The following is a 24,849-nucleotide window of genomic DNA, read 5'->3' as shown; positions in this document are numbered from 1 at the left end:
TTCGGCGGAACAACTTTGCCGACACGATGCATGGTATAAACGAATTGAGCCACGTGGACTTCGCCTCTTTTTTATCGTGATGAATAGAGTTTTCAAAGGCGAAGTGTAGCTGTTTTCCCCGACCAATCCCAGCAGGCAAATTCAGGTGCGCGACATCGCAGATAAAACGTAAAAAAGTGTTCATGGCGTGGCGCATTAGCCGATCAGTCGTTAGCATCAAATGATTACGCGGCATGATGCTGCACCGACGTAACGTGACAACGAGGAAGAGCTTGTGCAAAAAGCCCAACAATTTACGTGGCGTCTGCTGGCAGCCAGTGTCTGCCTGCTGACAATCAGTAGCGTTGCCCGCGCCGATTCACTGGATCAACAACGTAGCCGTTATGCGCAAATCAAACAGGCCTGGGATAACCGCCAGATGGACGTGGTCGAGCAACTGATGCCGACCCTGCGGGATTACCCGCTGTACCCGTACCTGCAATATCGCCAGATAACCAGCGACCTGATGAATACCCCGACGTTAGCGGTCAGCAACTTTGTGCAGGCTAACCCAACGCTACCTCCGGCCCGTACCCTTAAAAACCGCTTCGTCAACGAGCTGGCTCGCCGCCAGGATTGGCGCGGCCTGCTGGCTTTTAGCCCCGATAAGCCCGGTACCGCCGAGGCGCAGTGCAACTATTACTATGCCAAATACAATGTGGGCGATACCCAGGGAGCCTGGGAGGGCGCGAAAACCCTGTGGCTGACCGGGCAGAGTCGGCCTAATGCCTGCGATCCGCTGTTCAGCGCCTGGCGGGCATCCGGGACGCAGGATCCGCTGGCATACCTTGAACGCATTCGTCTGGCAATGAAGGCGGGCAACACCAGTCTGGTGAAAGCGCTAGCCTCGCAAATGCCTGCTGAGTATCAAACTATCGCGACGGCGATTACTGATTTGGCCAATAACCCAAATACCGTGCTGACCTTTGCGCGTACAACCGGGGCGACGGATTTCACCCGTCAACTGGCGGCGGTAGCGTTTACCAGCGTCGCGCGTCAGGACGTGGAAAATGCGCGTCTGATGATCCCGATGTTGATTCAGGCGCAACAACTCAATGACGAACAAGCTCAGGAGCTGCGCGATACCGTTGCCTGGCGTCTGATGGGAACGGATGTGACCGACGAACAGGCGCGCTGGCGTGATGATGCCATTATGCGCTCGCAGTCGACCTCGTTGGTTGAACGCCGGGTGCGTATGGCGCTCGGCACGGGAGATCGTTCTGGTTTGAATACGTGGTTGGCGCGGCTGCCGATGGAAGCGAAAGAGAAGGATGAATGGCGTTACTGGCAAGCCGATCTGCTGATGGAGCGGGGACGCGATGACGAAGCGCGCAGCATCCTGCTGTCGCTGATGCAGCAGCGCGGCTTCTATCCGATGGTGGCCGCGCAGCGTCTGGGCGAACCTTACGCGCTGCGGGTAGAAAAAGCGCCGGGGGCCATTTCCTCCGCGCTCACCGGCGGGGCGGAAATGGCGCGCGTACGCGAGTTAATGTACTGGAATCAGGACAATACGGCGCGCAGCGAGTGGGCCAATCTGGTGAGCAGCCGCACCCAGACGGAGCAGGCACAGTTAGCGCGTTACGCTTTCGATCAACACTGGTGGGATCTGAGCGTGCAGGCGACGATTGCGGGTAAACTGTGGGATAACCTACAGGAGCGTTTCCCGCTGGCTTATAACGACCTGTTTGTGCGTTATACCTCCGGTAAAGACATCCCGCAAAGCTACGCCATGGCGATTGCGCGCCAGGAAAGCGCGTGGAATCCGAAGGTAAAGTCGCCGGTTGGCGCTAGCGGTCTGATGCAGATTATGCCGGGTACCGCGACCCATACGGTGAAAATGTTTAATCTGCCGGGCTACAGCAATCCGGCGCAGTTGTTGGATCCTGAGACCAATATCAATATTGGCACCAGCTACCTGCAGTATGTGTACCAGCAGTTTGAAAATAACCGTATTTTTGCTTCAGCGGCGTATAACGCTGGGCCTGGGCGCGTGCGCAGCTGGCTTGGCAACAGCGCCGGGCGCATTGATGCGGTGGCCTTTATCGAGAGCATTCCGTTCTCGGAAACGCGCGGCTATGTCAAAAACGTGCTGGCTTACGACGCCTACTATCGCCACTTTATGGGCCAGAAAGAAGACGTGCTCAGCAGTAATGAATGGCAACGGCGTTACTGATAGGTTAGACCTGTGTTATGCTTGTACTCGTTTAAGAGTACATGCATAACATGGTGGCCCGAGATGACCCAACAATCCCCTTATTCAGCGACAGTGGCTGAGCAGCGTAACCAGGAGTGGCTTCGCTTTGTGGAGCTTCTGCGTCTGGCATATACCGACGACCTTGCGCTACCGTTGCTCAATCTAATGATGACCCCGGATGAGCGCGAAGCGCTGGGCACCCGCGTGCGGATTATCGAAGAACTGCTGCGCGGAGAAATGAGCCAGCGTGAGCTGAAAAACGAGCTGGGCGCGGGGATCGCGACGATCACCCGTGGATCGAACAGCCTTAAATCGGCACCGGTAGAGCTGCGCCAGTGGCTGGAGCAAACCCTGCCCAAAACGCAACGGTAGGCCCGCCATCCGGCAACGTGCGCCGTTGTGCCTGATGGCGGCTTCGCCTTATCAGGCCTACTCGCGGTAGAGCGCGTTATGGAACGGGCTTAACGCCAGTACGACTGCCTGGTGGTATACGCTGCTGCGGGTCAGCACGCCGGCGGTGAAGACGCCAATCGCCCCTTCTTTATTACCAATTTTATCGATGCCGGTGTACTTCGACATCACCGGGCCGAGCGCTTCTCCCGCCCGTACCTGTTCGAGAATCATCTCTGGCAGCGGGAGCGTTGCAGAACGCGCTTCACCACGCTGGTCGCGGCTTTCAATCACCACCCAACTGAAGGTCGCACCTTCATCAATTCCTGCTTCAATTGCCACCCAAAAATCCGCATCCGGGCGTACGGCTTTGGCATTCGCGACACGATTACGCGCCCCGGCGCGGGTTTCCTCGCTGCCGAAGGGCTGCTCTGGTACGCCCGTATCGACGGAGATGGCGTCGATTTGGCAGGTACCTTCGCCAAAGATCAGCTCAAAAGCCGCAAGAATTGCCTGAATTTTAGCAGGATTGGTGGTAGCGGAGACAACTTGATGCATAATCTACACAACTCAGATAATAAAATGTCATCGCAGTATAACGGATAAAAAACATGTTACAGGTATATCTTGTTCGCCATGGCGAAACCCGTTGGAACGCCGAGCGGCGTATTCAAGGCCAGTCCGATAGCCCCCTGACGGCTAAAGGAGAGCAGCAGGCGGTGCAGGTGGGGGAGCGCGTGCGCACCTACGGCATCACGCATGTTATCGCCAGCGATCTGGGCCGTACGCGCCGTACCGCCGAGATCATTGCCGATGCCTGCGGCTGCGGCGTGACCCTGGACGCGCGCCTGCGCGAGCTGGATATGGGCGTGCTGGAGCAGCGTCATCTTGATTCTCTGACCGCAGAAGAAGAAGAGTGGCGTCGGCTGGTGGTCAACGGCACGCCGGATGGTCGTATTCCGCAGGGCGAGTCGATGCAGGAGCTGAGCGAGCGTATGCACGCGGGTCTGGCTGCCTGTCTGGATCTGCCGCCGGGCAGTCGTCCGTTGCTGGTGAGCCACGGGATTGCGCTGGGCTGTCTGGTGAGTACGATTCTGGGGTTGCCCGCGCACGCGGAGCGTCGTCTGCGTCTGCGTAACTGTTCTATCTCACGGGTGGACTATCAGGAAAGCCTGTGGTTGGCGCCGGGATGGGTGGTGGAAACGGCAGGGGATATCTCGCATCTCGATACCCCTGCTCTGGATGAGCTACAGCGTTAGCGACGAATCGGGATCAGGTACTCGCAGCGCAGCATAATTGGCGGTTCCTGATGCCGTGCTTCGTCCTGTGGGAAGAAGCGTTCGATATCTTGGCCCTTACGGCGGGTCAGGTTGAGCATTGGCATGCAGGTGCCGTACAGCGTCAGGATAAACTCCTGCAGGCCGGTTCCCAACCCTTCATAGGTGAACATCACGTACTCGCCGCCTTCCAGCGTGACCGGATGGGCATCGTTGATGTGGCCGTTAGCCAGCTCAGGTGTGAGCGCCGTGGTGTAGAACACTTCCTGCTCATCATCTTTTTCGAGGCTCGGGCGCGGTTCATGCAGCCCGTACAGCATTGACGGAATAGAGGGTGAGTTGCCGAGGAAATCAGTCCAGAACTGAACTCGCATTTGCTGGCGGAAGTCGGAAATCTCTTCCAGCTTGCAGGTATAGCTCTGGGTGACGCCCACCAGGTGGGTGGACGGTAGGGTAATGAATTCGTATTTTGGCATCGTGAACTCACCCAGGCGCAGCGGTGGACGCATCCCGAAGGAGCTCCAGTCCGGCGAGCGACGATACAGCGCCGGCGTCAGCGTAAACTGCTTTTTAAACGCGCGGGTGAACGTCTGCTGGGAGTCAAAACGATACTGCAGCGCGATATCCAGGATAGGACGCGCAGTCAGACGCAGTGCGACGGCAGATTTAGACAGACGGCGGGCGCGAATGTAAGCGCCGATGGCGTGGCCGGTGACATCTTTGAACATGCGTTGCAGGTGCCATTTAGAATAACCCGCTTTTGCCGCCACATTATCCAGCGATAAAGGCTGATCCAGGTGCCCTTCTAGCCAAACGAGGAGATCGCGAATAATTCCAGCCTGATCCATAAAGTGCCCTCATCCTTAAAATCTTATGTGCCTGTTACCAAAGTAGCGGATAATAGCATCTTTTGCTGTTTTAGCATTCAGTGTTTTTTTTATGCATAAATGCGTTTTTACATAAGATTCGGCGCTGTTTTTTGTAAAGCTGTGATCTTTAAACACTTTCTAATTAGATGTTGAATAATCACACAACTCAATCGACGGAAATGGTAACAATATGAAATACAAGAAATTAATGGCAGGTCTGTTACTCGGCGTCTCCAGCCTGGCGGTTCACGCGGAGCAGATTGGTTCTGTGGATACGGTATTCAAAATGTTTGGGCCGGATCATAAAATCGTGGTGGAGGCCTTTGACGATCCCGATGTCAAAAACGTGACCTGCTATGTCAGCCGGGCGAAGACGGGCGGCATTAAAGGCGGGCTGGGGCTGGCTGAAGACACCTCGGATGCAGCCATTTCCTGCCAGCAGATTGGCCCGGTTGAGCTCAGCGACAAAATTAAGAGCGGTAAAGCGGACGGTGACGTGGTCTTTAAAAAGCGTACGTCGCTGGTGTTTAAATCGCTACAGGTTGTGCGTTTCTATGACGAAAAACGCAACGTGCTCGCCTATCTGGCCTACTCCGACAAGGTGGTAGACGGTTCGCCAAAAAACGCGATTAGCGCCGTACCGATTATGCCGTGGGGCACTGCGGCAAAGTAGGGAGCAAAAAAAACGGCGCTTAACGCGCCGTTTTGTTTTCTTATTCCTGCAGCTCGCCGCAGAAGCGGTAACCTTCGCCGTGAATGGTGGCGATGATTTCCGGCGTATCCGGCGTAGACTCGAAATGTTTACGGATGCGACGAATGGTCACGTCAACCGTACGGTCGTGCGGCTTCAGCTCACGGCCCGTCATTTTCTTCAGCAGTTCAGCACGAGACTGAATCTTGCCCGGGTTTTCACAGAAGTGCAGCATGGCGCGGAATTCACTGCGCGGCAGCTTGTACTGTTCACCGTTCGGGCTCACCAGAGAGCGGCTGTTGATGTCCAGCTCCCAGCCGTTGAACTTGTAGCTTTCTACGCTACGACGTTCTTCGCTGACGGTACCCAGGTTCATGGTACGGGACAGCAGGTTACGTGCACGGATAGTCAGTTCACGCGGGTTGAACGGCTTGGTGATGTAATCATCTGCACCAATTTCCAGACCGAGGATCTTGTCGACTTCATTGTCGCGGCCGGTCAGGAACATCAGGGCGACATTTGCTTGCTCGCGCAGTTCGCGTGCCAGCAGAAGGCCGTTTTTCCCCGGCAGGTTGATATCCATGATTACCAGGTTGATATCATTTTCAGACAGGATCTGATGCATTTCCGCGCCATCGGTCGCTTCGAAAACATCGTAGCCTTCTGCTTCGAAAATACTTTTTAACGTGTTGCGTGTTACCAACTCGTCTTCAACGATAAGAATGTGCGGGGTCTGCATGTTTGCTACCTAAATTGCCAACTAAATCGAAACAGGAAGTACCAATAGTCCCTGACCTGCCTGATGCATGTCGAAAATTAACATGATCGGCGTAACGTGACTAAAGTACGTAATTGCGTTCTTGATGCACTTTCCATCAACGTCAACAACATCATTAGCTTGGTCGTGGGTACTCTTCCCTCTGGACCCGACAGTGTCAAAAACGGTTGTCATCCTAACCATTTTAACAGCAACATAACAGGCAAAGAGACACCAGACTGCCAATAAACCTACGCTTCGTTGACATATATCAAATTCAATTGTAGCACGTTAACAGTTTGGTGAAATCATCGCTCTGGAATGATAACGCCTATCACATTTTTTCCACAACTCAACTAGTTGCACAGGTTAACTGATAAATGTGATGAATCCAATTACTATCACCATGTGCGAATGAAAATAGTTCATATAAACAGTAAGATATCCGCTGTCTGTTAACATATAAAACGAAAGATTTCGCACTGAATAGTTTAGCGTTTTTTATATGTTATGAAACATCATTTCAGTGATTTTTGTTGCATTTTTGTAAATTCGCGCTGCGCAATATGTTGATGTACATCACATTATTGCCTGAGAACAGTAAGTTAAGAGAACTTTAAATGCACTTATCTATTGTGCTGGTTTCGCCAGCAAGGGCCGAAAATATCGGTGCCGCTGCCCGTGCCATGAAAACCATGGGATTTAATGACATGCGTATCGTTGATAGCGTTGCGCACCTGGAACCCGCCGCGCGATGGGTGGCTCATGGCTCTACCGACATCCTTGACGGCATCACCTGCTACCCAACGCTGGCGGAAGCGCTGCACGATGTGGATTTCACCGTAGCGACTACCGCGCGCAGCCGTGCCCGATTCCACTATTACGCCACGCCGCAGGAACTGGTGCCAATGTTGACCGAAAAAGCGCAGTGGATGGACCATGCCGCGCTGGTGTTTGGCCGTGAGGATTCCGGGTTAACCAATGATGAACTGGCGTTAGCGGATGTGTTAACCGGTGTGCCGATGGTGGCGGATTATCCGTCGCTGAATCTCGGGCAGGCGGTGATGGTGTATTGTTATCAGCTTTCCTCACTGTTACAAAACGCGAACCCCCCAGCAACGACAGGTGACGAAAATCAGCTGATTGCGTTAAGGGCGCGTATCAGCAAATTGCTCGAGCGGCTCGAGGTAGCCGGAGATGTAAAACTGGCCGATTGGCTGCAACAACGTATTGGCTTACTTGAGCAACGCGATACGGCAATGTTGCATCGTTTGCTGCATGATATTGAAAAAAATATGACAGAGTAAAATTCTGTCATTGTATTTTCGTATGGTGTTATTGGTTGGTATTTTGCAAAACTTATGGCCGTTGTGGTGGTTTGTCGGCGAATGAACGGGCGGATGTGAATTGATTGCGAAACGTGACGAAGTTAGAAATTCATTGACTTAGTTGGCCAGATACTTTAACCAATAGGGGTATAAGGCACAGACAGCTAAATGACAGAGCACACAACATCCATGATTCGCATCAGCAGCATTATGACCATTACCACCACCACTATTACCACAGGTAACGGTGCGGGCTGACGCGTACAGGAAACACAGAAAAAAGCCCGCACCTGAACAGTGCGGGCTTTTTTTTTCGACTGAAGATCAAGGGGTAAAAACCATGCGAGTCTTGAAGTTCGGCGGTACATCAGTGGCAAATGCGGAACGGTTTCTGCGTGTTGCCGACATCCTGGAAAGCAACGCCAGGCAGGGGCAGGTAGCAACCGTGCTTTCTGCCCCGGCAAAAATCACCAACCATCTGGTGGCGATGATTGAAAAAACCATTGGCGGCCAGGACGCGCTGACCAACATCGCCGACGCCGAACGTATCTTTGCTGAACTTCTTCAAGGGCTTGCTACCGCCCAGCCGGGTTTTCCGCTGACGGAACTGAAGGCGGCCGTTGAGCTCGAATTTGCCCAGATCAAACATATTCTCCACGGTATCAGTCTGCTCGGTCAGTGCCCGGACAGCGTCAACGCTGGCCTGATCTGTCGCGGCGAAAAGCTCTCTATCGCCATCATGGCCGGGCTGCTGAGCGCCCGTGGCCACAAGGTGACGGTGATTAACCCGGTTGAGAAACTACTGGCCGTTGGCCACTACCTTGAATCGACAGTCGATATTGCTGAATCTACTCGCCGCATCGCCGCCAGCCAGATTCCGGCGGACCATATGGTGCTGATGGCAGGCTTTACCGCCGGTAACGAGAAGGGGGAACTGGTGGTGCTGGGGCGTAACGGCTCCGACTACTCCGCCGCCGTACTGGCCGCCTGTTTACGCGCAGACTGTTGCGAGATCTGGACCGACGTCGACGGCGTTTATACCTGCGATCCGCGCCAGGTACCGGACGCGGTGCTGCTGAAGAGCATGTCGTACCAGGAAGCGATGGAGCTTTCCTACTTCGGCGCCAAAGTGCTTCACCCGCGTACCATTGCCCCTATCGCCCAGTTCCAAATCCCTTGCTTGATTAAAAACACCGGTAATCCACAGGCTCCAGGTACGCTAATCGGCGCCAGCAGCGACGATGATGCGCTACCGGTTAAGGGCATCTCCAACCTCAATAATATGGCGATGTTCAACGTCTCCGGCCCGGGGATGAAAGGCATGGTCGGCATGGCCGCTCGCGTGTTTGCTACCATGTCGCGCGCGGGCATCTCCGTGGTGCTCATTACCCAATCCTCATCCGAGTACAGCATCAGCTTCTGCGTGCCCCAGAGCGACTGTGCGCGGGCGAAGAAGGCGATGGAAGATGAGTTCTATCTGGAGCTGAAAGAAGAGCTGCTGGAGCCGTTATCGATCATGGAGCGTCTGGCGATCATCTCCGTTGTCGGCGATGGTATGCGCACGCTGCGCGGCATCTCGGCGAAGTTTTTTGCCGCGCTGGCCCGCGCTAACATCAACATCGTAGCGATTGCCCAGGGTTCCTCTGAGCGTTCAATCTCCGTGGTGGTCAACAACGACGACGCCACCACGGGCGTTCGCGTCACGCATCAGATGCTGTTTAACACCGACCAGGTGATTGAAGTCTTCCTGGTGGGCGTCGGCGGCGTCGGCGGGGCGCTGCTTGAGCAGATTAAACGCCAGCAGGCGTGGCTGAAGAAAAAACACATCGACCTGCGCGTCTGCGGCGTGGCGAATTCCCGCGCGCTGCTGACCAGCGTGCATGGGCTGAATCTGGAAAACTGGCAGGCGGAGCTGGAGGAAGCTAAAGAGCCGTTTAACCTTGGGCGTCTGATTCGTCTGGTGAAAGAGTATCACCTGCTGAACCCGGTGATCGTCGACTGCACTTCCAGCCAGGCGGTGGCCGATCAGTACGCTGATTTCCTGCGCGAAGGTTTCCACGTGGTGACGCCGAACAAAAAGGCCAACACCTCGTCGATGGACTACTACCACCAGTTGCGTCACGCGGCTGGCCATTCGCGCCGCAAATTCCTCTACGACACCAACGTCGGGGCGGGGCTGCCGGTCATTGAAAACCTGCAAAACCTGCTCAACGCGGGCGATGAGCTACAGCGCTTCTCCGGCATTCTGTCTGGCTCACTGTCGTTTATCTTTGGCAAGCTGGACGAAGGCATGAGCCTGTCGGCGGCAACCAAAGTGGCGCGTGAGATGGGCTATACCGAACCGGATCCGCGTGATGATCTCTCGGGTATGGATGTCGCGCGTAAGCTGCTGATTCTGGCGCGTGAAACCGGGCGTAGCCTCGAGTTGAGTGATATTGTGGTCGAATCGGTGCTGCCAGAAAGTTTTGACGCCACCGGCGATACTGAGAGCTTTATGGCGCGTCTGTCGCAGCTTGACGATGAATTTTCCGCCCGCGTGGCGAAAGCGCGTGATGAAGGCAAAGTGCTGCGCTATGTTGGCAATATTGAAGAAGACGGCGTCTGCCGGGTGAAAATTGCCGCCGTTGACGGCAACGACCCGCTGTTCAAAGTGAAAAACGGCGAGAACGCGCTGGCGTTTTATAGCCACTATTATCAGCCGCTGCCGCTGGTGCTGCGCGGCTATGGCGCAGGCAACGATGTTACGGCGGCAGGGGTATTTGCCGATCTTCTGCGCACATTGTCATGGAAGTTAGGAGTTTAAAATGGTTAAGGTGTATGCCCCGGCTTCCAGTGCCAATATGAGCGTCGGGTTTGATGTACTGGGTGCCGCCGTCACGCCGATCGACGGCAGCCTGCTGGGCGACAACGTATCGGTTGAGGCGGCAGACCGCTTCAGCCTGCAAAATTTAGGGCGCTTTGCGGATAAACTGCCGAGCGAACCGCACGAAAATATCGTGTATCAGTGCTGGGAACGCTTCTGCCTGGAGATTGGCAAAGAAATCCCGGTGGCGATGACGCTGGAAAAAAACATGCCGATTGGTTCAGGGCTGGGTTCCAGCGCCTGTTCCGTGGTTGCCGCGCTGGTGGCGATGAATGAACACTGCGGCAGGCCGCTGGATGAAACCCGGATGCTGGCCCTGATGGGCGAGCTGGAAGGACGTATCTCCGGCAGCGTGCATTACGACAACGTCGCGCCGTGCTATCTCGGCGGAATGCAACTGATGATCGAAGAGAATGACATTATCAGCCAGCAGGTGCCGTGCTTTGACGACTGGCTATGGGTACTGGCCTATCCGGGCATTAAGGTCTCTACCGCGGAAGCGCGGGCGATTCTGCCCGCTCAGTATCGTCGTCAGGACTGCGTGGCTCACGGCCGTCATCTGGCGGGCTTTATTCACGCCTGCTATTCCCGTCAGCCGCAGCTGGCGGCAAAACTGATGAAAGACGTGATTGCCGAGCCGTACCGAACCAAACTGTTACCGGGTTTCAGCGAAGCACGTCAGGCGGTAGCCGGCATTGGCGCCGTGGCCTGTGGCATCTCCGGCTCCGGGCCGACGCTGTTTGCCCTGTGCGACAAAACCGAGACCGCGCAGCGCGTGGCGGACTGGCTCGGTCAGCATTATTTGCAGAATCAAGAAGGCTTCGTTCATATTTGCCGGCTGGACACGGCGGGCGCACGAGTAGTGGGATAACCGATGAAACTCTATAACCTAAAAGATCACAATGAGCAGGTCAGCTTTGCGCAGGCCGTGACTCAAGGGCTTGGCAAGCAACAGGGGCTGTTCTTTCCGTTAGATTTACCGGAATTCAACCTGACCGACATTGATGAACTGCTGACGCAGGATTTCGTCACCCGCAGCGCGAAAATTCTCTCCGCGTTTATCGGCGATGAGATCCCGGAAGCCGAGCTTGCCGCGCGTATCGCGACGGCGTTCACCTTCCCGGCGCCGGTGAATAAGGTGCAGGAAGACGTTGGCTGTCTCGAACTGTTCCACGGTCCGACTCTGGCGTTCAAAGACTTCGGCGGCCGCTTTATGGCGCAGATGCTGACTCATATCGCTGGCGACAAGCCGGTGACTATCCTGACGGCGACCTCCGGCGATACCGGCGCCGCCGTGGCGCACGCGTTCTACGGTCTGCCGAACGTCAAAGTGGTGATCCTGTACCCGCGCGGTAAGATCAGCCCGCTGCAGGAAAAATTGTTCTGTACCCTGGGTGGCAACATTGAAACCGTGGCGATCGACGGTGACTTCGACGCCTGTCAGGCGCTGGTGAAGCAGGCGTTCGATGACGAAGAGTTGAAAGTCGCGCTGGGGCTGAACTCCGCTAACTCCATCAACATCAGCCGCCTGCTGGCGCAGATTTGCTATTACTTCGAAGCGGTGGCGCAGCTGCCGCAGGAAGCGCGTAATCAGCTGGTGATTTCCGTGCCAAGCGGTAACTTTGGCGATCTGACCGCGGGCCTGCTGGCCAAGTCGCTCGGCCTGCCGGTGAAGCGCTTTATCGCCGCCACCAACGCCAACGACACCGTGCCGCGCTTCCTGCAGGACGGCAAGTGGGCGCCGAAAGCCACTCAGGCGACGTTGTCTAACGCCATGGACGTCAGTCAGCCGAATAACTGGCCGCGCGTGGAAGAGCTGTTCCGCCGTAAAATCTGGCGTCTGAACGAGCTGGGCTATGCGGCGGTGGATGATGAAACCACCAAAGCGACCATGCGTGAGCTGCAAGCGTTGGGCTACACCTCTGAACCGCACGCGGCGATTGCCTACCGCGCGCTGCGTGACCAGCTGCAACCGGGTGAATACGGCCTGTTTCTCGGTACCGCGCATCCGGCGAAGTTCAAAGAAAGTGTGGAAGAGATCCTCGATGAAACGCTGCCGCTGCCAAAAGCGTTGGCGGATCGCGCCGATCTGCCACTGTTATCGCATAACCTGCCAGCCGACTACGCTGCGCTGCGTAATCTGATGATGAGCAAGGCGTAATGTCTCCGTTTCCCCTTCCAGCATGGAGGGGGAATCAGGGAGAAATTATGCAGGAATTCGGCAGGAAAAAAGGAGAATTTCCCAATAAATGCGGGTGGTTACAATATAGGATTGCGGAGAATAACAACGCGGGTTCCGCGGCGGTAATCTCTCTTCATCGGCCATACTGGCGAACGAAGAACCAAGGAGTTACCCATGTTAAAACCTGCGATGTTTGCACTGGCAATGATGCTGGCGGCTCCGGTTATCACTCAGGCCGCAGAGATTACGCTGGTTCCGGCTGTGAAACTGCAAATTGGCGACCAGGACAATAACGGTCGTTACTGGGACGGCGGCCACTGGCGCGACCACGGCTGGTGGAACGATCACTATGAATGGCGCGACAACCGCTGGCATGCCCACACGCCCCCGCCGCCGCATCACGATAACCGCGGGCACGATGACCATCATGACAATCGTCACGATGACCACGGTCATGATAATCACGGTCACGGCGACGATCATCGCCCACCGTCAGGCCATCATTAATCGCGAATTCAGGTAGCCTGCGGGCTACCTGCTTACTGTTCGTGGCGCTTGAAGACTAACTCTTCGGCGCTCGAACTTTCCGCATCAAAGAAATACCCTTCGCTATTAAAACCGGTCAACTGCTCTGGTTTCGACAGACGGTTCTCAATGATGTAGCGGCTCATTAGCCCGCGCGCCTTTTTGGCGTAGAAGCTAATCACCTTAAACTTACCGTTTTTCTCATCGAGGAAGACGGGCTTAATGATTTGCCCCTTCAACGCTTTCGGCTTCACCGAGCGGAAGTATTCATCTGATGCCAGATTCACCACGATATCGTCGCCCTGATCGTGCAGCGCGGCGTTCAGCGTATGGGTGATTTCCTCACCCCAGAACTGATACAGATCTTTCCCGCGCGGGTTCTCAAGACGAATCCCCATTTCCAGACGATAAGGCTGCATGAGATCCAGCGGACGCAGCACGCCATACAGGCCAGAGAGCATACGCAGGTGCTTCTGGGCGAAGTCAAAATCGGCTTCGCTGAAGGTTTCCGCCTGAAGCCCGGTATAAACATCGCCTTTAAACGCCAGAATCGCCTGGCGGGCGTTCTCCGGCGTGAAGTCCGGGTGCCAGTCGTGGAAGCGGGTGGCGTTTAAATCCGCCAGCTTGTCGCTAATCCCCATCAGCGCTTTAATCTGCGGCGCTGAAAGCTTGCGCGCAACGCCGATCAGTTGCTGAGAGTGCTCCAGCAGCATCGGCTGGGTATAGCGCGTGGTGGCCAGCGGGCTTTGGTAGTCGAGCGTTTTAGCAGGAGAAATCAGAATCAGCATATCCAGTCCTTGCAGAAAATTTCACGCAACTTTAACAAAAAAAGGGCCGCAGGTGATCGATTGCTGCTATTGGCGCGGTGGTTGATCCCAACTTTCCGGCGCGAGTTGTTGGGCGATCTCCGGATAATAGTCAGGATCGAACACCGGCGTGACGCCAAGTTTACGCTGGCGTAGGTAATCACGGGCGATGATTTTGACCACCGGAGACAGCAACAAAATGGCCGACAAGTTAGTGATTGCCATCAGCGCCATAATCACGTCAGCCATCTGCCAGACGACAGGCAAGCTGAGCTGACTGCCGATGACCACCATCAACAGAGTGCCAATACGCAGCAGCCAGATGGCCCAGGGCTTATTGCAGCGTAAGAAGATCAGATTGTTTTCGGCGTAAACGTAGTTGGCGACGATCGACGTAAAAGCAAACATCACCATGACTATCGCCACAAAACTTGCGCCCCAGTTGCCAACCAGCACGTTCATCGCGTGCTGAATAAGCTGAATGCCGTCATAGCCGGTGGTTTTGGTGCCGTGACCCGACAGCAATACAACCATTGCGCTGGCGCTACAGATAACGATGGTATCAATCAGCACGCCAATCATTTGTACGATGCCCTGCGCCGCCGGATGAGGGGGGAAGGAGGCCGCGGCGGCGGCCGCGTTAGGCGTGGACCCCATCCCCGCTTCGTTGGAGAACATGCTGCGCTGGAAGCCGCTGGTAATCGCCTGGCTGACGCTGTAGCCGACGGCGCCAGCCGCCGCTTCTTGCAGGCCAAAGGCGCTGCGAATAATCATGTTGATGATGTCGGGCATTTCACCGATATGCCACAGCGAGATCAGCAGGCAGGTAACAACCCACACCAGTCCCATCAGCGGCACCAGCCACTGGCTAAGCCGCGCCACGCCTTTCATGCCGCGCATCATGACCAACAGGGCGAAGAAGGCCACTACGACGCCGGTGAAGTTGAAGGGAATGTCGAAAGCATAATTCAATGCGTGTGCCATGGAATTGGCCTGCACGGTATTGAAGATGAGCCCGTAGGCGAGCAACAGGAACAGGGAGAAGAGCACGCCCATCCAGCGCATGCCCAGTCCGCGCGTCATATACCAGGCGGGCCCGCCACGGAACTGCCCGTTGGCGTCACGTTCTTTGTAGAGCTGTGCCAGCGAGCACTCGGCGAAGCTGCTCGCCATGCCGATAATCGCCGCGACCCACATCCAGAACACCGCGCCGGGGCCGCCGACGGTAATCGCCAGCGCCACGCCTGCCAGGTTACCGCTGCCGACGCGCGCGGCCAGGCTGATGCACAGCACCTGGAATGAAGTTAATCCGCCTTCGCCCGGTTTCAGGCTTCTTTTCAGACTTTTGCTAAACTGACGGATGTAGCGAAACTGGATGTAGCCGGTTCTCCATGTAAACCAGATACCACAGCCAAGGAGCAGGTAAATCATTACCGAGCCCCACAGTATTTCGCTGATAAAAGACAGGAAATCAGGCATTAAACGTCCTCTTGTCTATGCCAAAACGGGCGGCTGAACCCCGGAAGCTAACGGTGCTTCACACGATTCGATTCAGCCAATGTAAGCGTTACCATATTCAGCGCGCACCACGGCCACGTCTGAAAGTCCAATGCATGAGTTTATCATACTCTGCGCTCTCATGATGTCGGCGGTTGCGCTGAGAGAGCGGCGTGATATTATCGAGGCAGACCGGTTACATCCCCCTAACAGCTGTTTAAAGAGAAACACTATCATGACGGATAAATTGACATCTCTGCGTCAGTACACAACCGTAGTGGCTGACACCGGAGACATCGCAGCAATGAAGCTGTATCAGCCTCAGGATGCGACAACCAACCCTTCCCTGATTCTGGGCGCAGCACAGATTCCTGAGTACCGTAAACTGATTGACGATGCGGTAACGTGGGCGCGTAGCCAGAGCAGCGACCGTGCGCAGCAGGTTGTAGATGCTACCGACAAACTGGCCGTGAACATCGGTCTGGAAATCCTGAAACTGGTCCCGGGCCGTATTTCTACCGAAGTTGACGCGCGTCTCTCCTATGACACCGAAGCGTCCATCGCCAAAGCCAAACGTCTGATCAAAATGTACAACGATGCTGGCATCAGCAACGATCGCATCCTGATCAAACTGGCTTCTACCTGGCAGGGCATCCGCGCGGCGGAGCAGCTGGAAAAAGACGGTATCAACTGTAACCTGACCCTGCTGTTCTCCTTCGCTCAGGCGCGTGCTTGTGCGGAAGCGGGCGTATACCTGATCTCCCCGTTTGTTGGTCGTATTCTGGATTGGTACAAAGCCAATACTGATAAGAAAGAATACGCGCCTGCGGAAGATCCAGGTGTGGTTTCCGTGAGCGAAATCTACCAGTACTACAAAGAGCACGGCTATGAAACCGTAGTGATGGGCGCAAGCTTCCGTAACATCGGCGAAATCCTTGAGCTGGCCGGCTGCGACCGCCTGACCATCGCACCTGCGCTGCTGAAAGAGCTGGCAGAAAGCGAAGGCCCGCTGGAGCGTAAACTGACCTTCACCGGTGAAGTGAAAGCGCGTCCGAGCCGCATCACCGAGTCTGAGTTCCTGTGGCAACACAACCAGGATCCGATGGCGGTAGACAAACTGGCGGAAGGTATCCGTAAGTTTGCGATTGACCAGGAAAAACTGGAAAAAATGATCGGCGACCTGCTGTAATCTTGTCAGGCCGTAACGCAACAGCCCGCTTCTCTTTGCCGAGAGCGGGCTGTTTTTTTAATGCTGTAGTGAGGGGAGCTCTTCGGCGCTTACGCCGGTCATTTCAATGATATCGGCTGCCGGGATACCTTTTTCGAGCATCGCCCGCGCTATTTTACGCGACGCTTCGCGTTCCCCGGTTTGGATACCTTGTTGCATCCCCTGCTGTATTCCCTGCTGTATTCCTTCGTTGCGGCCTTCCTGCTTTAACTGCTCTGCTAACGTCATCAGTTCGTCTCCATACTGAGGCGCGCGCTGCGCCATTTCGTACAGCAATGTGCGGGCATCCTGAGCCTCTCCCGCCTGAAGCATATAGTTTACCAGTGCAATCACCTGTTGTCCGCTGATGTGATTGCGGGTTAACAGGATGGCGAGCTTATCGAGAAGCCGGGTGAGATCGCGCTGGCGAATGTGTTTTTGAATTAAAGTCAGCGCCGCCATACTCCGGTGGCGCATGATTTCATCATCGGGGATAACCGTGATATCAACCAGCGGGAAATTTTGGCTATAAATACGCCCAGCAACCACCGGGTCGCTGAATTCATCCAGCCAGTTCATTGAATTGGGGTAAGGGCTTCTTCGGCCCTGATAAAACAAAATGGGGATCACCAGGGGCAGCGCGTTGTGACCCGCCTCCAGATGTCGCTGCATAGCGGCAATCGCATAGCGCATCAGACGAAAGGCCATATGTCTGTCTGGTGAACTCTGATGCTCTATTAACACGTGGATGTAGCCGTCACCGCAAGCGGTTTTAAGCGAGTACAGCATATCGCTGAAATAGGGATGTAAGTCTTCTTCGATAAAGCTTCCAGACTCTAGCTGTAGTGTTTGTAGGTCGCACAGCTGTAAAAGCGCAGGAGGAAGATGGATTGCGATAAAATCGCGTGCAGTTTCCATCGTCGAGAGAAACGTTTTAAACACTAAATCATGCGGCGTGGGTGTCCTGTTCTTTCGCATGTCTGGCCCTCCGTGGAAGCGTGTGGGCGGAGTCTGCCACCACGGTTATTTTCTCGATAGCAAATTATCAATCGCCAGGCTGATTTTGCGGCGAGCCTCGGGAAACGGCAGGAGATTACCCCTCCGGTGTCTTAGTATTACCGACCATTCACGTGTATCATTCTGCTCAACAGTACAGTTTTAACGGAATAATCATGAACACTTTACGCATTGGCTTAGTTTCTATCTCTGACCGCGCATCCAGCGGTGTTTACCAGGACAAAGGCCTGCCGGCGCTTGAAGAGTGGTTGGGCAGCGCACTGGCGACGCCATTTGAAATCGAAACCCGACTGATCCCCGATGAGCAAACCATTATCGAGCAAACCCTGTGCGAGTTGGTTGATGAGATGAGCTGCCACCTGGTGCTGACCACCGGCGGTACCGGCCCGGCGCGTCGCGATGTGACGCCGGATGCCACGCTGGCGATTGCCGACCGCGTGATGCCGGGTTTTGGCGAGCAGATGCGTCAGGTGAGCCTGCACTTTGTGCCGACGGCGATCCTCTCTCGTCAGGTGGGCGTGATTCGTAAACAGGCGTTGATTCTCAACCTTCCGGGGCAGCCGAAGGCCATTCAGGAGACGCTGGAAGGGGTTAAAGATGCTGAAGGTAAGGTGCTGGTGAACGGTATCTTTGCAAGTGTACCGTATTGTGTACAGTTGCTGGAAGGGCCCTATATCGAGACCCATCCGCACGTTGTAGCAGCATTTCGTCCTAAGAGCGCGCGTCGCGAGACTTTATCCTGAATGTGATGCTTTTCTGACATAACCTATCATTCCTCTGGAGTGCGATAGGGTTTACGGTATAGTCATTTTTGCTTTACACAAATCGTAAACTTATATCAACAGCTCAACTTTGCGAATGGTTTGTTATGTCACATTACACCCGACCTCTGAATCGACAAGATTATAAAACGCTGACGCTGGCCGCCCTGGGCGGCGCGCTGGAGTTTTATGATTTCATCATCTTCGTCTTCTTTGCCGCCGTGGTCGGGGAGCTTTTCTTCCCGGCAGATATCCCTGAATGGCTGCGCCAGGTACAAACTTTCGGCATCTTTGCGGCTGGCTATCTGGCTCGCCCGCTGGGTGGCATCATTATGGCGCACTTCGGCGATCTGGTCGGGCGCAAAAAAATGTTTACCCTCAGCATCCTGCTAATGGCGGTGCCGACGCTGGCGATTGGCCTGCTGCCGACGTATGCCACTGCCGGGCTGGTGGCGCCGTTGCTGCTGCTGTTGATGCGTATTTTGCAAGGGGCCGCGATTGGCGGTGAAGTCCCGGGGGCGTGGGTGTTCGTGGCCGAGCACGTCCCGGCGCGGCGCATTGGTATCGCCTGCGGCACGCTGACGGCAGGGCTGACGGTGGGGATCCTGCTGGGCTCCGTGGTGGCAACGCTCATTAACACGCAGCTTACCGTGCAGGCGATCCACGACGGCGGCTGGCGAATTCCATTCCTGCTGGGCGGCGCGTTTGGCCTGGTGGCAATGTACCTGCGACGCTGGTTGCAGGAGACGCCTGTTTTTCTCGAAATGCAGCAGCGCAAAGCGCTGGCGCAAGAACTGCCGATCAAGTCGGTGGTGCTCAAGCATAAGCAGGCGGTGGTGGTTTCGATGCTGCTGACCTGGCTGCTCTCCGCAGGTATTGTCGTGGTGATTCTGATGTCACCGGTGTGGCTGCAAAAGCAGTACGGTTACGTCCCCGCGCTGACGTTACAGGCTAATAGCGTGGCGACGGTGATGCTGTGCGTTGGCTGCCTGCTGGCAGGGTTAATCGTCGATCGTGTCGGCGCGAGCAAGACGTTTATTGTTGGCAGTATTTTACTGGCCTGCTCAAGCTGGTTCTTCTATCACCTCGCGGGAACGCATCCTGAGCAACTGTTCCTGTTATATGGGCTGGTAGGTCTGTGCGTTGGCGTGGTTGGCGCCGTGCCTTACGTGATGGTGCGCGCCTTCCCGGCGGAGGTGCGCTTTAGTGGTATTTCCTTCTCCTACAATGTCTCTTACGCCATTTTTGGCGGCCTGACGCCGATTGCCGTCACCATGTTGATGGGCGTTTCGCCGATGGCGCCAGCCTGGTATGTACTGGCGCTGTCGTTGATTGGCCTTGGGCTCGGCATCTGGCTGCGTAAAGAGATACCCGCAGTAAGCAGCGCCCCTGCCAAGGCGTAAGCCGACACCACGCGGCGTCGACCCCGGCGTCGCGTGTGCTAGCGAATAATGGTGACGTCTTTAAAGGTAAACCGTTTTTTCTGCCCCGCTTCCTGATAACCGATGCGAATGAAGACGCGCAAATTTTCCAGCCAGGCGTAATCGCTGCTCATTGCTCTGCCATCGCCCCGATCGTCGGTACAGATAAGTTCGATATAGCGCCCAGGGAAAGCCTTGTTCAGCGTTGAGGCATCGCGCCACGGGCCTTCCACACGACAATCCTGACGCTTCGATTTGCTTCCCTCCGGGGCGGTATCATCTTGCAGTACCGCATGCCAGTGGTACGGCTGGCCAGCCTCCGGCGTCACGCTAAAGTTGGTTTCCAGCGTCTGGGCGATGAACGGGCTATTTTTCATCGAATCCCACTGTTTCAGATCAACGATATTGAATAACCGATGGTACTGGCTATAGAACGTCACCCCTTTGAGTATCAGCGTATCAAGCGTGAGGGTACTGCCGTCCGGCAGCCTGTCGATGCGCGTTTTGCCCTTAATATCGCTGTCGCCAGGCCACACCGGCGTATAGGTGAGGCTGGAAAACACAGGCGCGTTACTCCCGTTTTTCAGTACCTGCGCTGCTGTCTTGCTTACCGTTTCGGGAAGCGGGTAACGAGCTAAGGCCGCAGGATCGTTGTGCTCGAAATCGGGGATTGTCAGCGGCGCATCAGCTTCGGTTTTCTGCCGGGCTACCCACGCGCCGCTGCCGGTAAACGCGTTGAGATCCTGTAGAGCACACAGTTGCTTCACGGGGGCGGTAAGCGTGGCGGGGAGGGAAGTGAAGGCGGAATCCGTGGTTGTGGTGTTGTCAGTCACAACGTTGGCATTCAGAGAGAACGTTCGTTCAATGCGCGCCTGCTGGTTATCGCAATTAACCTGCATCTGGCTGATTTTAAAGTCGTAGGGCGCGTCATATTTCTTTTCGCGATGAACCTGAGCGTAATCCGTGCCTACGCGCAGATTGAGCATATTGCCCTCGCGATGGCTGTTATTCAGGTCGATAAACGGCTGGTCGCCGTTCTTATCTGCGGCAGTGAGTCCTACCCAACGAGGCGGCGCGACGTTTTGTTTGCAGACATCGAGTGCAGGGTTAGTGCTGAGCAGGCTATCGGCATCGGGCTCGAAAGGGACGCCGGGAATATAGCGGGCGAAAGAGTTACCGCCGTAGGCGCGGATATTGCTCCCGGTTACCGTGTGCAGGTTCATATACAGCAGCGTTTTTTCATGGGTTTGGCAATCAACGTTTAGCCAAAGATGATTACGTGATCCCTCTGACATCGTAATCCGATACACGGTATTGATGCTATCCCCGACGCGTACGGTATTTTCCTTATCCCAGTCAACGCTTCTGACTTCAGGCGTTGGTAGCGCACTGGCACCAACGGGCATCAAGGCTCCACAGGCCAGAATCAGGGGGCAAGCTGAGGTGAGGCGCATCATCAATAATCCTTTTTATCATGAGAAGTTATTGAAAATAGCGCAAATTATCAGGAAGCGATAATCCCAGTATCGGTAGTTTATGGGTAAAAAAAACGCCGGACAGGCCCGGCGTTTTTCAGGATGAGGCGAGGATCAGTGTTTTTCACCAATCGGCAGTACGGTGCGACCGAACTGTTCGTTCAGCACTTCACCCATTGCCAGGTAAATAGCGCTCGCGCCACAAACCAGGCCAACCCAACCCGCTACGTGAATAATTGCTTCGTTGCCGTTGATGTTGCCAATCGCCAGCAGCGCGAACAGCACGGTCAGGCTCAGGAACACGAACTGCAGCATGCGTGCGGCTTTCAGGGTACCGAAGAACATGAACAGCGTGAACACGCCCCACAGGCCCAGGTAAGCGCCGAGGAACTGCGCGTTAGGTGCGTCGGACAGACCCATCTTCGGCAGCAGCAGAATGGCGACCAGAGTCAGCCAGAAAGAGCCGTAAGAGGTGAAAGCGGTCAGACCGAAAGTATTCCCTTTCTTGTATTCCAGCAGGCCCGCGAAAATCTGCGCGATACCACCGTAAAAAATACCCATAGCGAGAATAATGCCGTCAAAGGCGAAGAAACCGGCGTTATGCAGGTTAAGCAGAATGGTGGTCATGCCGAAGCCCATCAGGCCCAGCGGTGCCGGGTTAGCCAACTTAGTGTTGCCCATAATTCCTCAAATCATCATTGAATGGTGAAATAATCTCCCCACTGCTGGGGGCGCGGCATCATAATCAGGAGTAAACGGGCTGTCTATGATCTGATCAGGGGAAAATGAACTATTTTCCCCCTTTAACTCATCCGGCACGCTGTAACGCCGCGCGGGCAATCAACCGACGCAGGCAGGCAATGCGCAGCACAGCCGGAATGGTGACGCGATAGGCGCTACCGCTGACGGCTTTCACGCCGTTCACCGCGGCGCCAACCGGGCCGCCAAGACCGGCGCCGCGCATCAGGCCGTGGCCGATGACGCTGACGGCGGCATGTTTATGCAAAATGTGGCTGAGCTGACTGTCCAGCAGGTGTTCAATGCCGTGATCCAGACGATGGTGATCGATAAGCTGCGGCAGTAAAGCTTCCACTTCCATGACCTTCAGCTGGATTGCCGCGTGAAAGCGGGCTTTCTGTTCGTCGTTCATCCGTTTCCACGCATGGCGAACAAACTGTTCCAGCAGCTGCTTCTCAATGGCCGCGGTCGGCATCGTTTTGTCGGCTTTCAGCCCCAGACGTTTGGCGACATCGCGCAGGATTTCACGGTACAGCTTGCCGTGGCCGCGGATCTGGTTGGCGATGCTATCGCCGCCAAAGTGCTGAAACTCGCCGGCGATCAGCTGCCAGTTGCGACGGTGCTGCTCCGGATGGCCCTCCATCGACATGTACAGCTCATTGTGCAGCAGCGCGCTCGACAGGCGACGTTTGCCCTTTTCATTGTGGGTCATCAGCACAGCTAAGCGCGCCAGCTGTTCTTCGCTACAGTGCTGGAGGAACACGAGATCTTCATCGTTCAGATAGGAGACTTTCATTTACGTTCGTGACTTATGTTAGCGGAGCAAGATTAATCGTCGCCGATGATTTTCAGCGATGCCATGTCGGAAGAGTTGACGGTATGGCCTGAGAAACTGATTTTGGACACGCAGCGTTTGTTGTCATTGTCGCTGTTGATGTTGATCCAATCCGTCGTTTGGCCTTCTTTGAGTGAAGATGGAACGTTGAGGCTTTGGCTGCTGCTGCGGGCGGCCTTAAAGTACACCGAAGCGCCGCTCAGCTGTGCGTCGCCGCGATCCACGCTGAGTTTGATGCGCTTCACGACTCGACATACCGGGAGCTTCAGGGTGAGATCGTTAGTTTCGTTGCGGGGAAGGGCGATAACGCCCAGCGTTTTGTGGTCGTTGGCGTAGGCGGAACTGGCCAGCAGCAGACCAAACGCCAGACTGACTGAGACGTTTAAAAGGGTTTTCATTGTATTCCTTACCGGAGGGGCCATTTTAGTGAGCAAAATGCTGCGCTAAATTTTATTCCTCGTCGGTTCGGTTTTCAGCGCTGAATTATGACAACTTATGACAGCAATTAACTGAATAAATTGATGTTTTTATATTTATGTCGTGAATGCGTTTGGCGAAACGCCGGAAATAAAACCGCACTGAATGAAAAATTTTTAATTTTGCCCCTTGATGGATGACGTTGCGACCCCATCTTGTAGTCAACCGCAGTGAGTGAGTCTGAAAAAAAACGATTCAGGGCAGTTGAAACCGTAGGTTTCGCCCTTATTACAGATTCACAACCACATGTTGACTGAATTTTTAGTGGAGACGTTTAGATGGGTAAAATTATTGGTATCGACCTGGGTACTACCAACTCTTGTGTAGCGATTATGGATGGCACTACTGCACGCGTGCTGGAGAACGCCGAAGGCGATCGCACCACGCCTTCTATCATTGCCTATACCCAGGATGGTGAAACTCTGGTTGGTCAGCCGGCTAAACGTCAGGCAGTGACAAACCCGCAAAACACCCTGTTTGCGATTAAACGCCTGATTGGCCGCCGCTTCCAGGACGAAGAAGTACAGCGTGATGTTTCCATCATGCCGTACAAAATTATTGCTGCTGATAACGGCGACGCATGGGTCGAAGTTAAAGGCCAGAAAATGGCACCGCCGCAGATTTCTGCTGAAGTGCTGAAAAAAATGAAGAAAACGGCTGAAGATTACCTGGGTGAACCGGTAACTGAAGCGGTTATCACCGTACCTGCTTACTTCAACGATGCTCAGCGTCAGGCAACCAAAGATGCTGGCCGTATCGCAGGTCTGGAAGTAAAACGTATCATCAACGAACCAACCGCAGCTGCACTGGCTTACGGTCTGGATAAAGAAGTCGGCAACCGTACTATCGCGGTTTACGACCTCGGTGGTGGTACTTTCGATATCTCTATTATCGAAATCGACGAAGTTGATGGCGAAAAAACCTTTGAAGTTCTGGCAACCAACGGTGATACCCACCTGGGTGGTGAAGACTTCGATACCCGTCTGATCAACTACCTCGTTGACGAGTTCAAGAAAGATCAGGGCATTGACCTGCGTAACGACCCGCTGGCGATGCAGCGCCTGAAAGAAGCCGCTGAGAAAGCGAAGATCGAACTGTCTTCCGCTCAGCAGACCGACGTGAACCTGCCGTACATCACCGCAGACGCGACCGGTCCGAAACACATGAACATCAAAGTGACCCGTGCGAAACTGGAAAGCCTGGTAGAAGACCTGGTTAACCGTTCTATCGAGCCGCTGAAAGTTGCGCTGCAGGATGCTGGCCTGTCCGTATCCGATATCCAGGACGTTATCCTGGTCGGTGGTCAGACTCGTATGCCAATGGTGCAGAAGAAAGTTGCTGAGTTCTTCGGTAAAGAGCCGCGTAAAGACGTTAACCCGGACGAAGCTGTTGCTATCGGCGCAGCGGTTCAGGGCGGCGTTCTGACCGGTGAAGTAAAAGACGTGCTGCTGCTGGACGTTACCCCGCTGTCTCTGGGTATCGAAACCATGGGCGGTGTGA

Annotated in this window: 25 protein-coding genes, 1 pseudogene and 1 other annotated feature; of the genes and pseudogenes, 15 read left to right on the top strand and 11 right to left on the bottom strand. The window is 55.0% G+C overall.

Annotated features, from left to right (window positions below; all coding sequences use genetic code 11):
• On the bottom strand, positions 1–184 hold a 184-nt coding region (locus ACW14G_RS17220), incomplete at its 3' end, for a hypothetical protein (RefSeq protein WP_455648695.1).
• Positions 185–274: 90 nt separating this feature from the next.
• On the opposite strand from ACW14G_RS17220, the gene sltY reads away from it, so the two are divergent.
• Together sltY and trpR are read left to right on the top strand one after the other, a co-directional pair.
• Positions 275–2,212, top strand: coding sequence for a murein transglycosylase (gene sltY / locus ACW14G_RS17215; protein WP_419057295.1), 1,938 nt, complete (start codon positions 275–277; stop codon positions 2,210–2,212).
• A 63-nt stretch (positions 2,213–2,275) separates the two neighbouring features.
• Positions 2,276–2,605 carry a trp operon repressor gene (gene trpR / locus ACW14G_RS17210; protein ID WP_163449313.1) on the top strand — a complete coding sequence of 110 codons (330 nt, stop codon included), beginning with the start codon at positions 2,276–2,278 and terminating at the stop codon, positions 2,603–2,605.
• 57 nt (positions 2,606–2,662) lie between these two features.
• On the opposite strand, the gene yjjX is transcribed toward trpR, so the two are convergent.
• Positions 2,663–3,181, bottom strand: coding sequence for an inosine/xanthosine triphosphatase (yjjX, locus tag ACW14G_RS17205; RefSeq protein WP_167576908.1), 519 nt, complete (start codon positions 3,179–3,181; stop codon positions 2,663–2,665).
• 53 nt (positions 3,182–3,234) lie between these two features.
• Here yjjX and gpmB point away from each other — a divergent pair, with 53 nt between their 5' ends.
• Complete coding sequence (gene gpmB, locus ACW14G_RS17200; RefSeq protein WP_163449311.1) at positions 3,235–3,882, top strand: 2,3-diphosphoglycerate-dependent phosphoglycerate mutase GpmB; 648 nt, start codon at positions 3,235–3,237, stop codon at positions 3,880–3,882.
• Here gpmB and robA read toward each other — a convergent pair.
• On the bottom strand, positions 3,879–4,748 hold the full coding sequence (gene robA, locus ACW14G_RS17195) for an MDR efflux pump AcrAB transcriptional activator RobA (RefSeq protein WP_163449310.1): 870 nt from the start codon (positions 4,746–4,748) through the stop codon (positions 3,879–3,881). The two genes, gpmB and robA, sit on opposite strands and share 4 nt — an antisense overlap.
• A 211-nt stretch (positions 4,749–4,959) precedes the next feature.
• Between robA and creA the strand changes: the two genes are divergently transcribed.
• Positions 4,960–5,442, top strand: a complete 483-nt coding sequence (gene creA / locus ACW14G_RS17190) for a protein CreA (RefSeq protein ID WP_163449309.1) — start codon at positions 4,960–4,962, stop codon at positions 5,440–5,442.
• A gap of 40 nt (positions 5,443–5,482) precedes the next feature.
• Here the strand turns inward: creA and arcA are convergent, their stop codons facing one another.
• Positions 5,483–6,199, bottom strand: coding sequence for a two-component system response regulator ArcA (gene arcA / locus ACW14G_RS17185; protein WP_015966004.1), 717 nt, complete (start codon positions 6,197–6,199; stop codon positions 5,483–5,485).
• A gap of 96 nt (positions 6,200–6,295) precedes the next feature.
• On the opposite strand from arcA, the pseudogene yjjY reads away from it, so the two are divergent.
• The 7 genes and pseudogenes from yjjY (at position 6,296) to ACW14G_RS17150 (ending at position 13,097) form a co-directional block, all read left to right on the top strand.
• Positions 6,296–6,437, top strand: a pseudogene (gene yjjY, locus ACW14G_RS17180) (YjjY family protein).
• A gap of 400 nt (positions 6,438–6,837) precedes the next feature.
• Complete coding sequence (locus ACW14G_RS17175; RefSeq protein WP_163449308.1) at positions 6,838–7,524, top strand: tRNA/rRNA methyltransferase; 687 nt, start codon at positions 6,838–6,840, stop codon at positions 7,522–7,524.
• 189 nt (positions 7,525–7,713) lie between these two features.
• Positions 7,714–7,803, top strand: a complete 90-nt coding sequence (gene thrL / locus ACW14G_RS17170) for a thr operon leader peptide (RefSeq protein ID WP_074398816.1) — start codon at positions 7,714–7,716, stop codon at positions 7,801–7,803.
• Positions 7,742–7,859, top strand: a sequence feature (Thr leader region). (Overlaps the previous gene by 62 nt.)
• Positions 7,860–7,885: 26 nt before the next feature.
• Complete coding sequence (gene thrA / locus ACW14G_RS17165; RefSeq protein ID WP_249022355.1) at positions 7,886–10,348, top strand: bifunctional aspartate kinase/homoserine dehydrogenase I; 2,463 nt, start codon at positions 7,886–7,888, stop codon at positions 10,346–10,348.
• Position 10,349: 1 nt separating this feature from the next.
• On the top strand, positions 10,350–11,279 hold the full coding sequence (gene thrB / locus ACW14G_RS17160; protein ID WP_249022354.1) for a homoserine kinase: 930 nt from the start codon (positions 10,350–10,352) through the stop codon (positions 11,277–11,279).
• Positions 11,280–11,282: 3 nt separating this feature from the next.
• Positions 11,283–12,569 (top strand): threonine synthase, encoded by a 1,287-nt coding sequence (gene thrC / locus ACW14G_RS17155; protein ID WP_163449305.1) that lies wholly within the window; start codon positions 11,283–11,285, stop codon positions 12,567–12,569.
• Positions 12,570–12,764: 195 nt separating this feature from the next.
• The gene (locus ACW14G_RS17150) at positions 12,765–13,097 is read left to right on the top strand and encodes a DUF2502 domain-containing protein (protein WP_163449304.1); all 333 of its coding nucleotides are present in this window, start codon (positions 12,765–12,767) and stop codon (positions 13,095–13,097) included.
• A 32-nt stretch (positions 13,098–13,129) separates the two neighbouring features.
• On the opposite strand, the gene yaaA is transcribed toward ACW14G_RS17150, so the two are convergent.
• Both yaaA and ACW14G_RS17140 read right to left on the bottom strand, forming a co-directional pair.
• Positions 13,130–13,903: a peroxide stress protein YaaA gene (gene yaaA / locus ACW14G_RS17145; protein WP_163449303.1), complete on the bottom strand. Its 774-nt coding sequence runs from the start codon at positions 13,901–13,903 to the stop codon at positions 13,130–13,132.
• Between the two features lie 66 nt (positions 13,904–13,969).
• Complete coding sequence (locus ACW14G_RS17140; protein ID WP_249022353.1) at positions 13,970–15,400, bottom strand: alanine/glycine:cation symporter family protein; 1,431 nt, start codon at positions 15,398–15,400, stop codon at positions 13,970–13,972.
• 253 nt (positions 15,401–15,653) lie between these two features.
• Between ACW14G_RS17140 and tal the strand changes: the two genes are divergently transcribed.
• Positions 15,654–16,607 carry a transaldolase gene (gene tal, locus ACW14G_RS17135; protein ID WP_163449301.1) on the top strand — a complete coding sequence of 318 codons (954 nt, stop codon included), beginning with the start codon at positions 15,654–15,656 and terminating at the stop codon, positions 16,605–16,607.
• A 57-nt stretch (positions 16,608–16,664) separates the two neighbouring features.
• Here tal and ACW14G_RS17130 read toward each other — a convergent pair whose 3' ends face one another.
• Positions 16,665–17,603, bottom strand: coding sequence for an Rpn family recombination-promoting nuclease/putative transposase (locus ACW14G_RS17130; RefSeq protein WP_223803355.1), 939 nt, complete (start codon positions 17,601–17,603; stop codon positions 16,665–16,667).
• A gap of 194 nt (positions 17,604–17,797) precedes the next feature.
• Here ACW14G_RS17130 and mog point away from each other — a divergent pair, with 194 nt between their 5' ends.
• Positions 17,798–18,385, top strand: coding sequence for a molybdopterin adenylyltransferase (gene mog / locus ACW14G_RS17125; RefSeq protein WP_167576893.1), 588 nt, complete (start codon positions 17,798–17,800; stop codon positions 18,383–18,385).
• A 125-nt stretch (positions 18,386–18,510) separates the two neighbouring features.
• Positions 18,511–19,806, top strand: a complete 1,296-nt coding sequence (locus ACW14G_RS17120) for an MFS transporter (RefSeq protein WP_249022352.1) — start codon at positions 18,511–18,513, stop codon at positions 19,804–19,806.
• A 38-nt stretch (positions 19,807–19,844) separates the two neighbouring features.
• Here ACW14G_RS17120 and ACW14G_RS17115 read toward each other — a convergent pair whose 3' ends face one another.
• The 4 genes from ACW14G_RS17115 to ACW14G_RS17100 all read right to left on the bottom strand — a co-directional run bounded on the left by ACW14G_RS17115 (position 19,845) and on the right by ACW14G_RS17100 (position 23,270).
• Complete coding sequence (locus tag ACW14G_RS17115; protein ID WP_249022351.1) at positions 19,845–21,230, bottom strand: hypothetical protein; 1,386 nt, start codon at positions 21,228–21,230, stop codon at positions 19,845–19,847.
• A 183-nt stretch (positions 21,231–21,413) separates the two neighbouring features.
• Entirely contained in the window at positions 21,414–21,980 is a 567-nt protein-coding gene (satP, locus tag ACW14G_RS17110) for an acetate uptake transporter (protein WP_163449296.1), read from the bottom strand.
• 127 nt (positions 21,981–22,107) lie between these two features.
• Entirely contained in the window at positions 22,108–22,833 is a 726-nt protein-coding gene (gene msyB / locus ACW14G_RS17105; RefSeq protein WP_249022350.1) for an acidic protein MsyB, read from the bottom strand.
• Positions 22,834–22,865: 32 nt separating this feature from the next.
• Positions 22,866–23,270 carry a DUF2541 family protein gene (locus ACW14G_RS17100; RefSeq protein WP_249022349.1) on the bottom strand — a complete coding sequence of 135 codons (405 nt, stop codon included), beginning with the start codon at positions 23,268–23,270 and terminating at the stop codon, positions 22,866–22,868.
• A 357-nt stretch (positions 23,271–23,627) separates the two neighbouring features.
• On the opposite strand from ACW14G_RS17100, the gene dnaK reads away from it, so the two are divergent.
• Positions 23,628–24,849: molecular chaperone DnaK (gene dnaK, locus ACW14G_RS17095; RefSeq protein ID WP_455648694.1), on the top strand; the 1,222-nt coding region annotated here is incomplete at its 3' end.

This window comes from Kluyvera sp. (genome assembly GCF_965301105.1).
This window is presented reverse-complemented; position numbering and strand designations above follow the sequence as displayed.